Below are 11416 nucleotides of genomic sequence, written 5' to 3'. Positions count from 1 at the left end.
GGGTACTCCCCGGGGGCCGGTCGCGGTCCGTGTCCAGGGTGAAGGTCTGGATCAGCCAGGACGAGAACGAGCCGGTCACCGCCCCCAGCAGGGCCAGGCCCCCGCCCATCATCACCACCGCCACCGAGCGGCCGCCGAAGGTCACCGGGGTCACATCCCCGTACCCGACCGTCGTCAGGGTGGAGCAGGTCCACCACACCGAGTCCCCGAAGGACCGGATCGTCGCCCCCGGGGCGCCGCGCTCCATCGCGTAGACGGTGAGCGCCCCCGCGAACCCCAGCAGCAGCGAGGAGAGCCCGGCGTAGGTGATCACCCGGGCGTAGAGGGACAGCCGGGGCTGCGCGCGGTGGTGCTGCACCGATTCGTAGAACCGTACGATCCGCAGCGGACGCAGCAGCGGGAGCGCCGCGACCAGCGCGTCCAGCGGATGGCGGCGGACATAGCCGAGACCCTCGCCGCTGAGCCGCCAGGCCATCAGGAAGTCCAGGATGAACAGGGCCCACAGGGCGTAGAGCAGCACCAGGGACAGGTCCCGCCAGCCGGGGCCGAGACCGGGGGCCAGCACCTGCACCGCGTAGCAGCCGAGGAAGATCAGTGAGGCGACGAAGAGCGGCGCCTCGGTGCGCCGCTCCCAGCGCGCCCGCGCGCCGTCGTCGGCGGGCCCGGATTCCTTCATCGCCCCAGCATCGCGGTGGAGGGCGCGGGACGCCCCCGACGACACGATCCGTCCGGGCGAAGCCATATGCTGCTGAGCATGACGAGTGAGCCGGAGCAGCAGATCGGAGTGGGGACGCCCGACGCGTTCCAGCGCCTGTGGACGCCCCACCGGATGGCGTACATCCAGGGGGAGAACAAGCCGAGCGGACCCGAGGCGGGCGATGGCTGTCCGTTCTGCTCCATCCCCGCCAAGTCCGACGAGGACGGGCTCGTGATCGCGCGCGGCTCACGGGTCTACGCGGTGCTCAACCTCTACCCGTACAACGGCGGCCATCTGATGGTGGTCCCCTTCCGGCATGTCGCCGACTACACCGAGCTGGACGAGGCGGAGACCGCCGAGCTGGCGGACTTCACCAAGCGCGCGATGGCGGCGCTGCGGGCCGCCTCCGGCGCGCACGGCTTCAACATCGGGATGAACCAGGGCGCGGCGGCGGGGGCCGGGATCGCCGCCCATCTCCACCAGCACATCGTGCCGCGCTGGGGCGGTGACACCAACTTCATGCCGGTCGTCGCCCACACCAAGGTCCTGCCGCAACTGCTCGCCGACACCCGGGCGATGCTGGCCGCCGCCTGGCCGGCGGTGTAGCCGGGGCCGTACGGAGGAGGGCCGGGCGATGACCCACCCGATCGCGGGTGCGTGACCGCCCGGCCCTCTCGTACTCCGGTCAGATCTCGTAGAGGTCGGCCTTGGAGAGGGACGGGTCCTGGATGGCGCCGCTGACCGCCATGGAGCGGCTGCTGAAGCGGGCGATGTCGACGCCGTTGTCGTCGAGGATCTTCATCGCCGCGGCGTGGGCCGCGCGCAGGACCGGGGTGGCGGCGCGCATCGCGTCGTCCGCCATGAACCGGCTGCCCCAGGGCTTCTCGGCCCAGACATGGCGCAGTCCGAACGGCTCGGGGAGCACCAGTTTGCCGCCGAGGAAGTCCAGCAGCGGGGGATACCAGGTCAGGGGCGCGCGGACGGCGAGCCGGACCACCTCGGGGGCCTCGATCAGGGGCAGGTTACGGGTGCGGGTCTCCCAGAAGCGGACGGTCTTGGCGACCGTCACCGTCTTCGGCGAGGACTTGGCCATGAACAGGCCGTGCACCGGGCCGAGGGCATGGCCGGTGACCTCGATACGCAGGGTCTCGTGGAGCACCGTGACCGTGATCATCATGGTGATCACCAGCTGGCCGTCCCAGAGGACGAACTGCACGCCCAGATAGTGGCGGTCGCCCTTGCCGAACTGCTGGTGGTTGCAGATCCGCTGTATCTCATGGCTCTTGACCTGGAAGGACTCCACGACATCGCCCTCGGGGCGGCTCACCGAGCCCGCGCCCGCGCCGACCGAGGAGATCACCCAGTGCTTGACCTGGGGAGGGGTGAAACCACCGGAATTCAGCGGGCCGCGCTCCAGCAGCTTCAGCCGGTCGTGGATCGCGCGGGCCACGTCCCAGCTGCGGAACTGGTTGATCTCCTTGCCCGGGGTCTTGGAGACCATCTCCTCGGCCATGGACCAGCTGCCCCAGCGGGTGCCCATCCCGAGTATGCCCTTGTGGCCCGCGTAGAAGGCGCTGTTGGCGTGCTGCTCGGCGGTGAGCTTGTTCAGGGCGTCGCGCAGCTCGTCCCGGCCGACCGCGTCGGGCACCTTGGCGGCGATCCCGCCGCCGGAAAGCAGCCCGTCCCACCGGGAGCGCAGGTCCTTGGCGGTGGACTCGGCGACCCGCCGGGCCAGGAACCAGCCGATGACGGGGACGACGAGCATGGCCCGCAGATAGTTGGGCCAGAAGCCCGCGAGCGGCAGTTTGATCAGCACGATCAGGGCGAGTCCGCAGATGGCGAGGAGCAGCAGGATCCCGCCGAGCCCCGCCGACTTGTTCTGCGCGCCCGCCAGGGTGCGCCGCAACTGGAAGACGGCCATCCAGAACAGCAGTCCTGGCAGGAAGAGCACGCCACAGACGACGGTGATGATCGTCAGGCGCAGATCGCGCTCACGGCGGATGCGGTTGGCGGCCAGACAGTGCTCCGCCACCGTCCGGGGCTCCATGCCGAACGACTGGATCAGCGCGTTCCGTCCGCCGCCGAGGGTGCGGACCTGGACCGCGCGGGCGAACGCCTCGCCCAGATTGGGCTCGAAGAGGCTGAACCTCCCCTTGGTCACCTCGGACTTGTACCACTCGCTGTTGGCGTCGAGGATCGTGGCGACCGGGCTGTCGCGGTACGCGGCCGAGGCCAGCGCGTGCGTCGCCGCGGTCTGTCCCGCGGATCCCGTGATCGGGACCTGCGCACCGGGACTGAAGTCGAACCCATCACTCGTCACTGCCGCCCCTATCGCCGCGTCGCCTTCCGCTCTGCGGCCCAATTCCCCGCTACCGCGCCCGGCACACCTGCTGAACTGGGCACCTCAGCGTATCCGGGGCACGGTGTCCGCGTCAGGTGACCGGGAACGGGCGGGGTGGTGAGCGGATGCGATGGCCGGATCCGGCGAGCGGCGCGGAACGGGCGCTCGGGGGGCGCGTATGCGGTGGCGAGGGGATGCGGTCTGGAAGGCGACCGGGGGCCGCACGTGGTGTCGGTGGTGGTGTCGGTCGATCCGCTGTGGGGGCCTGGTGTCCGGTGCGCGGCGCCGTCCCGGTCGCGTGGTACGGGAGTTGGGGTCGGCCGCGCGGTACATGCCGTCTGTCCGGTGGCACGGGCGCCGGGCGTGCCGTCGCGGTGGGGCACCCCGAGAAACCACGGGGGAGGGCCACCGCCGCGACGGCGGGCGGTGTCATCCGTACCGCCACGAAGGGAAGATGACGGTACGTCAGGGAAATTCCCCCGCGCCTCAGTCCTTCCCGTTCCCCTCCCGCACCTTCTCGGCGACATGGGCCGGCATCGGCTCATGGCGGGCGTAGACACGGCTGAAGTGGCCCGTGCCGTGGGAGAGGGAGCGCAGGTCGATCGCGTACCGGCCGATCTCGATCTCGGGGACCTCGGCGCGGACCAGGGTGCGACCGCCGGAGAACTGCTCGGTGCCCACGACCCGGCCGCGGCGGCCGGAGAGGTCGCTCATCACCGGGCCGACGTACCCGTCCGGAACGAGCACCCGGACCTCGGAGACCGGCTCCAGCAGATGGATCGGGGCCTCCGCCGCGGCCTCCCGCAGCGCGAGCGCGCCCGCCGTCTGGAACGCGGCGTCGGAGGAGTCCACCGAGTGGGCCTTCCCGTCGCGGAGGGTGACCCGGATGTCGACCAGCGGATAGCCCGCCGCGACCCCGCGCGCGGCCTGGGCCCGGACCCCCTTCTCCACCGAGGGGATGAACTGGCGGGGCACCGCGCCACCGACCACCTTGTCGACGAACTCGATCCCGGAGCCCGCGGGCAGCGGCTCCACCTCGATCTCACAGATCGCGTACTGGCCGTGGCCGCCGGACTGCTTCACATGGCGGCCCCGGCCGGGCGCGGGCTCCCCGAAGGTCTCGCGCAGCGACACCTTGTGCGGGACGACGTCCACCTGGACGCCGTAGCGGTTGCGCAGCCGCTCCAGGGCGACATCGGCGTGGGCCTCGCCCAGACACCACAGGACCACCTGGTGGGTGGCCTGGTTCTGTTCCAGCCGCATGGTCGGGTCCTCGGCGACCAGCCGGGCCAGGCCCTGGGAGAGCTTGTCCTCGTCCGCCTTGCTATGGGCCTGGATGGCCAGCGGAAGCAGTGGGTCCGGCATGGTCCACGGCTCCATCAGCAGCGGATCGTCCTTGGCGGAGAGGGTGTCACCGGTCTCCGCCCGGGAGAGTTTGGCGACACAGGCGAGATCGCCCGCGAAGACCTGGCCGACCGGGCGCTGCTGCTTGCCGAAGGGAACGGAGAGCGCGCCGACGCGCTCGTCGACGTCGTGGTCCTCATGGCCGCGGTCGGCCAGGCCATGGCCCGAGACATGGATGGTCTCGTCGGGGCGCAGGGTGCCCGAGAAGACCCGCACCAGGGAGATCCGGCCGACATACGGGTCCGAGGTCGTCTTGACCACCTCGGCCACCAGCGGACCGGTGGGGTCACAGCTGACCGGGGGCCGGGCCGCGCCCTGCGGAGTGGTGACGACGGGCGGCTCGTGCTCCAGCGGGGTGGGGAAGCCGCCGGTGATCAGCTCCAGCAGCTCCACCGTGCCCAGGCCCTGGCGGGCGCCGTCGGTGGCGGGCGCGGCGGCGAGCACCGGATGGAAGGTGCCGCGCGCCACCGCCGTCTCCAGGTCCTCGATCAGGGTCTTGACGTCCAGCTCCTCGCCGCCGAGGTAGCGGTCCATCAGGGTCTCGTCCTCGCTCTCGGCGATGATCCCCTCGATCAGCCGGTTGCGCGCCTCCTCGATGAGCGCGGACTGCTCGGCGTCCGGCGTCACCTCCTTCCGCTCGCCGGAGGAGTAGTCGAAGATCCGCTGGGAGAGCAGTCCGACCAGTCCGGTGACGGGGGCGTGGCCGTCGGCTCCCGCCGGACCGTACTGCGGGAGGTAGAGGGGGAGGACCGCGGACGTGTGTGTGACGTCCCCGCCGCCGAAGACCTCGCCGCAGACCCGGGTCAGCTCCTCGTACCCGGTACGGGCGGTCTCCAGATGGGTGACGACGATGGCGCGGGGCATGCCGACGGCGGCGCACTCCTCCCAGACCATCCGGGTGGCGCCCGCGACGGCGCTGGGCTCCTGCGCGGCCGAGACGACGAAGAGGGCCGCGTCCGCCGCTCGCAGACCGGCCCTCAGTTCCCCGACGAAGTCGGCGTACCCGGGGGTGTCCAGGATATTGATCTTGAAGCCGTCCCATTCGAGGGGGACCAGCGAGAGCTGGATGGAGCGTTGCTGGCGGTGCTCGATGTCGTCGTAGTCGGAGACCGTGGCGCCGTCCTCGACCCGGCCCGCCCGGTTGACCGCGCCCGCGGCCAGGGCCAGGGCCTCCACCAGGGTGGTCTTCCCGGATCCGCTGTGGCCGACCAGCACCACGTTCCGTACGGATGCGGGCCGGTCGGCCGTTGTCGCCCTGCCGGCGGCTCCGGGGTGGGTGCTCGCCTTGTCGCCCATGATGTGCCTCCCGATCGATCGCGTCGACGGCGTGAGGTGAGGGGGCGGCCGCGGGCGCGGGGAAACCGGGGCGGCCTCCGGACACCGTCCGGCGGCGGCTCCGGGGGAGCCCGCGGTCGTCTTCCGAGCTTTCCACTCCCATCAGGGCGCGTCCATACGTCGTACTCCGGCCGCGCTGCCGTACGGCCGGAGCGTGTCGCCGTGCGCGCGGGCCGCGGTGGGCGCCGTGGCGGCGGGGGTGTCGTGCGTCGCTTATGTGGTGTGTGCGAGGCAAAGGTCGCGTGGTTCGGTCGTGCCGGGGGTGGTGGGTGCCGAGGGTGGCGTGTCCCGGCCGTGCCCAGGGTCGCGTGGTTCGGTCGTGTCCAGGGTGGTGGGTTCCGAGGGGCTCAGGAGTGGTGGCGCGGGCCGGTCGTGTCCAGGGCGGTGTGTGGCGGTCGTGCCGGGGGTGGCGTGTCCCGGTCGTGTCCAGGGTGCCGCGTGCCGGTCGTGCCCGAGGTCGCGCCGGTCGGTCGTAGCTGCCGGTCGTGGCTGTCGGTCGCGCAGGAGCACGCGTTCCTGGGCCCCGGCCCGCCCGTGCCACCGGTCCGCCCGGCACCCGACGGCCGGGTCCCAGCGGTGGCGCGGCCCCGGCCTGGCTACGATGGGGCGGCCGGTGGCCGATGGGGCCACACGGCTGAGCCAAACCTCGGGAAGGCCATGCTGAACAAGTACGCGCGTGCATTCTTCACGCGTGTCCTCACACCGTTCGCCGCGTTTCTGCTCCGCCGCGGGGTGAGCCCCGACGCCGTGACGCTCGTCGGCACGGCCGGGGTGATGGCGGGCGCGCTGGTCTTCTTCCCCCGGGGAGAGTTCTTCTGGGGCACGATCGTCATCACCCTCTTCGTCTTCTCCGACCTGATCGACGGCAACATGGCCCGTCAGGCGGGGATCTCCAGCCGCTGGGGCGCCTTCCTCGACTCCACGCTGGACCGGGTCGCGGACGGCGCGATCTTCGGCGGCTTCGCCCTCTGGTACGCGGGGGCCGGCGACAACAACATGCTCTGCGCCGTGTCGATCTTCTGTCTGGCCAGTGGCCAGGTCGTGTCGTACACCAAGGCGCGCGGCGAGGCCATCGGTCTGCCGGTCGCGGTCAACGGGCTGGTGGAGCGGGCGGAACGACTGGTGATCTCGCTGGTGGCGGCCGGGCTCGCCGGGCTGTCGGCCTTCGGGGTGCCCGGGGTCGAGGTCCTGCTGCCGATCGCCCTGTGGATCGTCGCCGTGGGCTCCGCCGTGACGCTGGCGCAGCGCGTCGTCACCGTACGCCGGGAGTCCGCCGAGGCGGACGCGGCGGCCAAGAGCGAGGCCGAGGCGACATGACGCGCGAGCGGTTCGCGGACCGATTCACCGACGGGCTCTACGGCGTGGGCTGGAGCGCGGTGCGCCATCTGCCCGAACCCGCCGCCGCCGCGCTCGGCCGCACGGTCGCGGACGTGGCCTGGAAGCGGCGCGGCACGGGGGTGCTCCGGCTGGAGGCCAACCTCGCCCGGGTGGTGCCGGACGCCGATCCGGCGAGGCTCGCCGCGCTGTCGAAGGCCGGAATGCGCTCGTATATGCGGTACTGGATGGAGTCCTTCCGGCTGCCGTCCTGGAGCGCCGACCGGATCCGCGACAACGTGGAGATCAAGGACTACCACCATCTGACCGACACCCTGGACGCGGGCCGCGGTGTCGTCGTCGCCCTGCCGCACCTGGCCAACTGGGATCTCGCCGGGGCCTGGCTGGCCCGGGTGCTGGACATCCCCTTCACCACCGTCGCCGAGCGGCTGAGGCCGGAGTCGCTCTACGACCGGTTCGTGGCCTACCGCGAGAGCCTCGGCATGGAGGTCCTGCCGCACGCGGGCGGCTCCGCCTTCGGCACCCTGGCCCGGCGGCTGCGCGCGGGCGGGGTGGTCTGTCTGGTCGCCGACCGTGATCTGTCCGCCTCCGGCGTCGAGGTCGACTACTTCGGCGAGCGGACCCGGATGCCCGCGGGACCGGCGATGCTCGCCCAGCGGACCGGCGCGGCACTGCTGCCGGTCACGCTCTGGTACGGGCCCGAACCACGGTTGTACGGACGGATCCACCCTGAGGTGGAGGTGCCCGCGACAGGTGACCGGGCCGCTATGACGTCCTCCATGACACAGGCACTCGCGGACGTGTTCGCGGCCGGGGTCGCCGAGCACCCGGAGGACTGGCACATGTTGCAACGACTGTGGCTCGCGGATCTGGAGCCCGGCGGACCGGAGCGGGCCGCGCGAGCGGGCCTGGACGGGGACTCCCCGGAGGGCGGCACCGTCCGGACGCCGGAGGCGCCGAAGCCGGGGGAGCGGACATGAGGATCGGCATCGTCTGCCCCTACTCCTGGGACGTCCCGGGCGGGGTCCAGTTCCACATCAGGGACCTGGCGGACCATCTCATCCGGCGGGGGCACGAGGTCTCCGTGCTCGCCCCGGCCGACGACGACACCCCGCTGCCGCCGTATGTGGTCTCGGCGGGACGGGCCGTGCCCGTCCCGTACAACGGCTCCGTCGCCCGGCTGAACTTCGGCTTCCTCTCGGCCGCGCGGGTACGGCGCTGGCTCCACGAGGGCACCTTCGACGTCATCCACATCCACGAGCCCGCCTCGCCCTCGCTGGGGCTGCTCAGCTGCTGGGCGGCGCAGGGGCCGATCGTGGCCACCTTCCACACCTCCAACCCCCGCTCCCGGGCCATGATCGCCGCGTATCCGATCCTCCAGCCCGCGCTGGAGAAGATCAGCGCGCGGATCGCGGTCAGCGAGTACGCGCGGCGCACCCTCGTCGAACACCTCGGCGGGGACGCGGTCGTCATTCCCAACGGCGTCGACGTCGGCTTCTTCGAGAAGGCCGAGCCGAAGGCGGAGTGGCAGGGCGGCACCATCGGCTTCATCGGCCGGATCGACGAACCCCGCAAGGGGCTGCCCGTGCTGATGCGCGCGCTGCCCGCGATCCTCGCGGAGCGGCCGGGGACCCGGCTGCTGGTCGCCGGGCGCGGTGACGAGGAGGAGGCGGTCGCCACGCTGCCCGCCGAGATGCGGCGGAACGTCGAGTTCCTGGGCATGGTCAGCGACGAGGACAAGGCGCGGCTGCTGCGCAGTGTCGATGTCTACGTCGCGCCCAACACCGGCGGTGAGAGCTTCGGGATCATCCTGGTGGAGGCGATGTCGGCGGGCGCGCCCGTGCTCGCCAGCGATCTGGACGCCTTCGCCCAGGTCCTCGACCAGGGCGCGGCGGGCGAGCTGTTCGCCAACGAGGACGCGGACGCGCTGGCGAGCGCGGCCCTGCGGCTCATGGACGACCCCGCGCGGCGTGACGAACTGCGGCGGCGGGGGAGCGCGCACGTGCGGCGCTTCGACTGGTCGACGGTGGGGGCGGACATCCTCGCCGTGTACGAGACGGTGACGGACGGCGCCGCCTCGGTGGCGGCGGACGAGCGCTCGGGGCTGCGGGCGCGGTTCGGACTGGCGCGCGGCTGACGCGTCGCCCACGAAGGCGCGCGCGACCAGGGTGCTCGGTTCCCGACGGCGGGTGAGCGCGGGGCGCGCGCCCGCGTGGGGCCCATGCCGCCGACCTGGGGCGCGGGCCGTACCCGGGCATAGCGCTGGGGGATCATGGGGGCGTGCGGCCCGGTAGCCTTCCCGGCGTGACCGCAACTCTCATCTGGGTCCTCGTCGCCCTGCTGCTCATCGGCATGTACCTCAGCTGGACCGCCGGGAGACTCGACCGCCTCCACACCCGGATCGACGCGGCCCGCGCCGCCCTGGACGCGCAACTCTTGCGACGCGCCTCGGTCACCCAGGAACTGGCCACCGCCGGTGTGCTCGATCCGGCGGCGTCGATCGTGCTGTACGAGGCGGCACACGCCGCGCGCCAGGCCGAGGAGGAGCAGCGGGAGGTCGCCGAGAGCGAGTTGAGCGCGGCGCTTCGGGCGGTCTTCGGGGAGCCGGCGCAGGTCGAGGCCGTCCGCGAGGTGCCCGGCGGGGAGGACGCCACGACGGAGCTGGCGCAGGCGGTGCGCCGGGTGCCGATGGCGCGGCGGTTCCACAACGACTCGGTGCGGGCGGCCCGGGCGCTGCGGCGGCACCGGAAGGTGCGGTGGTTCCGGCTGGCCGGACACGCGCCGTTCCCCCTCGCCTTCGAGATGGACGACGAACCGCCGGTGGCGCTGGCGGACCGGCCCGCGGCCTGAACCCCGGGTGTCCGGCCCCTCGCGCCACGGCCCGTGACGTCCCGGGGTACCGGTGCCCAGGAGGTGGCGCGCGGTACCGACCTCCCGACGCGGTACCGATCCCCAGCGGATACGGAGGACGGGTACGGACGTGCGCGGAGGGACCGACCGGGACGCGCGCGGAGCGAGGTACCCGGGGCCGAGCCGGGAAGGGGATACGGCCCGCCCGCCGCACGGCCCGCCCGCCACCGGCGCCGGCCTCGTGATCCGAGCGCCCCGCTCCGGATCCCCCGGTGCGGCCCTCGCGCGGGTGCCGCACCCCCCGCCGACACCCACGCGTCCCGGTCCACGCTTTGAGCGCTGGTCGAAAACGATCCACCGCCTTGTCATTGGCCCTTGATGTGGCCTGGTCGGGAAGGGTTCCATCGGGGTCGCAGTGGCCCTCCGGCAGCACCGCCGCTGGGTCGCCCCCCATCCCGTCACCCCAGTGAGGTCTCCGTGTCCAGCACGCTCTCCCCCCAGTCGGCCGACGCCCCCCGCACCGGCACCGCCCGCGTCAAGCGCGGCATGGCCGAGCAGCTCAAGGGCGGCGTCATCATGGATGTGGTCAACGCCGAGCAGGCCAAGATCGCCGAGGACGCCGGCGCGGTCGCCGTCATGGCGCTGGAGCGGGTCCCGGCCGACATCCGCAAGGACGGCGGGGTCGCGCGGATGTCCGACCCGAACATGATCGAGGAGATCATCGAGGCCGTCTCCATCCCCGTGATGGCCAAGTCCCGGATCGGTCACTTCGTCGAGGCGCAGGTCCTCCAGTCGCTCGGAGTCGACTACATCGACGAGTCCGAGGTGCTCACCCCGGCCGACGAGGTCAACCACTCCGACAAGTGGTCCTTCACCACCCCCTTCGTCTGTGGCGCCACCAACCTGGGCGAGGCCCTGCGCCGGATCGCCGAGGGCGCGGCCATGATCCGCTCCAAGGGCGAGGCCGGCACCGGCAACGTCGTCGAGGCCGTCCGCCATCTGCGTCAGATCAAGAACGAGATCGCCCAGCTCCGCGGCTACGACCACCACGAGCTGTACGCGGCGGCCAAGGAGCTGCGCGCCCCCTACGAGCTGGTCAAGGAGATCGCCGAGCTGGGCAAGCTGCCGGTCGTCCTCTTCTCCGCCGGTGGTGTGGCCACCCCGGCCGACGCCGCGCTGATGCGCCAGCTCGGCGCCGAGGGTGTCTTCGTCGGCTCCGGCATCTTCAAGTCCGGTGACCCGGCCAAGCGCGCCGCCGCCATCGTGAAGGCCACCACCTTCTTCGACGACCCGAAGATCATCGCGGACGCCTCCCGCAACCTCGGCGAGGCCATGGTCGGCATCAACTGCGACACCCTGCCCGAGTCCGAGCGCTACGCCAGCCGGGGCTGGTGATGACGGATTCCGCCGCTCCCGTGGTCGGCGTGCTGGCCCTCCAGGGCGACGTACGGGAG

At 72.3% G+C, this 11416-nt stretch carries 9 protein-coding genes; 6 read left to right on the top strand and 3 right to left on the bottom strand.

Features of this window, described 5'->3' with window-relative positions:
* Positions 1 to 676 (bottom strand): potassium channel family protein (locus ACFVIM_RS27365; RefSeq protein ID WP_384306533.1); only part of this gene is annotated, 676 nt, incomplete at its 3' end.
* A 66-nt stretch (positions 677 to 742) separates the two neighbouring features.
* Between ACFVIM_RS27365 and ACFVIM_RS27360 the strand changes: the two genes are divergently transcribed.
* On the top strand, positions 743 to 1303 hold the full coding sequence (locus tag ACFVIM_RS27360) for an HIT family protein (protein WP_384306530.1): 561 nt from the start codon (positions 743 to 745) through the stop codon (positions 1301 to 1303).
* Between the two features lie 79 nt (positions 1304 to 1382).
* Here the strand turns inward: ACFVIM_RS27360 and ACFVIM_RS27355 are convergent, their stop codons facing one another.
* Both ACFVIM_RS27355 and ACFVIM_RS27350 read right to left on the bottom strand, forming a co-directional pair.
* Positions 1383 to 3017 carry a hypothetical protein gene (locus ACFVIM_RS27355; RefSeq protein ID WP_384306527.1) on the bottom strand — a complete coding sequence of 545 codons (1635 nt, stop codon included), beginning with the start codon at positions 3015 to 3017 and terminating at the stop codon, positions 1383 to 1385.
* A 507-nt stretch (positions 3018 to 3524) separates the two neighbouring features.
* Positions 3525 to 5738, bottom strand: a complete 2214-nt coding sequence (locus ACFVIM_RS27350; protein ID WP_384306525.1) for an elongation factor G-like protein EF-G2 — start codon at positions 5736 to 5738, stop codon at positions 3525 to 3527.
* A 696-nt stretch (positions 5739 to 6434) separates the two neighbouring features.
* Between ACFVIM_RS27350 and pgsA the strand changes: the two genes are divergently transcribed.
* The 5 genes from pgsA (at position 6435) to pdxS (ending at position 11357) form a co-directional block, all read left to right on the top strand.
* Positions 6435 to 7094, top strand: a complete 660-nt coding sequence (gene pgsA, locus ACFVIM_RS27345) for a phosphatidylinositol phosphate synthase (protein WP_384306522.1) — start codon at positions 6435 to 6437, stop codon at positions 7092 to 7094.
* Entirely contained in the window at positions 7091 to 8092 is a 1002-nt protein-coding gene (locus ACFVIM_RS27340; protein ID WP_384306520.1) for a phosphatidylinositol mannoside acyltransferase, read from the top strand. The genes pgsA and ACFVIM_RS27340 overlap by 4 nt, the downstream gene beginning before the upstream one ends.
* Positions 8089 to 9249, top strand: a complete 1161-nt coding sequence (locus ACFVIM_RS27335) for a glycosyltransferase family 4 protein (RefSeq protein WP_384306518.1) — start codon at positions 8089 to 8091, stop codon at positions 9247 to 9249. The genes ACFVIM_RS27340 and ACFVIM_RS27335 overlap by 4 nt, the downstream gene beginning before the upstream one ends.
* Before the next feature lie 167 nt (positions 9250 to 9416).
* A complete protein-coding gene (locus tag ACFVIM_RS27330) occupies positions 9417 to 9962 on the top strand; it encodes a hypothetical protein (protein WP_384306516.1) in 546 nt (181 codons plus the stop codon).
* Between the two features lie 477 nt (positions 9963 to 10439).
* Positions 10440 to 11357 (top strand): pyridoxal 5'-phosphate synthase lyase subunit PdxS, encoded by a 918-nt coding sequence (pdxS, locus tag ACFVIM_RS27325; RefSeq protein ID WP_384306513.1) that lies wholly within the window; start codon positions 10440 to 10442, stop codon positions 11355 to 11357.
* The last annotated feature ends 59 nt before the right edge of the window (positions 11358 to 11416 follow it).

This window comes from Streptomyces sp. NPDC057638, from assembly GCF_042800315.1.
Taxonomy (GTDB): Bacteria; Actinomycetota; Actinomycetes; order Streptomycetales; family Streptomycetaceae; genus Streptomyces.
The sequence above is the reverse complement of the archived record's forward strand: the minus strand, read 5'-3'. Positions and strand labels throughout refer to the sequence as shown.

Coding starts and splice junctions, on each gene's coding strand:
- ACFVIM_RS27360 (WP_384306530.1), top strand. CDS start 743: ATGCTGCTGAGCATGACGAGTGAGCCGGAGCAGCAGATCGGAGTGGGG.
- ACFVIM_RS27350 (WP_384306525.1), bottom strand. CDS start 5,738: ATGGGCGACAAGGCGAGCACCCACCCCGGAGCCGCCGGCAGGGCGACA.
- pgsA (WP_384306522.1), top strand. CDS start 6,435: ATGCTGAACAAGTACGCGCGTGCATTCTTCACGCGTGTCCTCACACCG.
- ACFVIM_RS27340 (WP_384306520.1), top strand. CDS start 7,091: ATGACGCGCGAGCGGTTCGCGGACCGATTCACCGACGGGCTCTACGGC.
- ACFVIM_RS27335 (WP_384306518.1), top strand. CDS start 8,089: ATGAGGATCGGCATCGTCTGCCCCTACTCCTGGGACGTCCCGGGCGGG.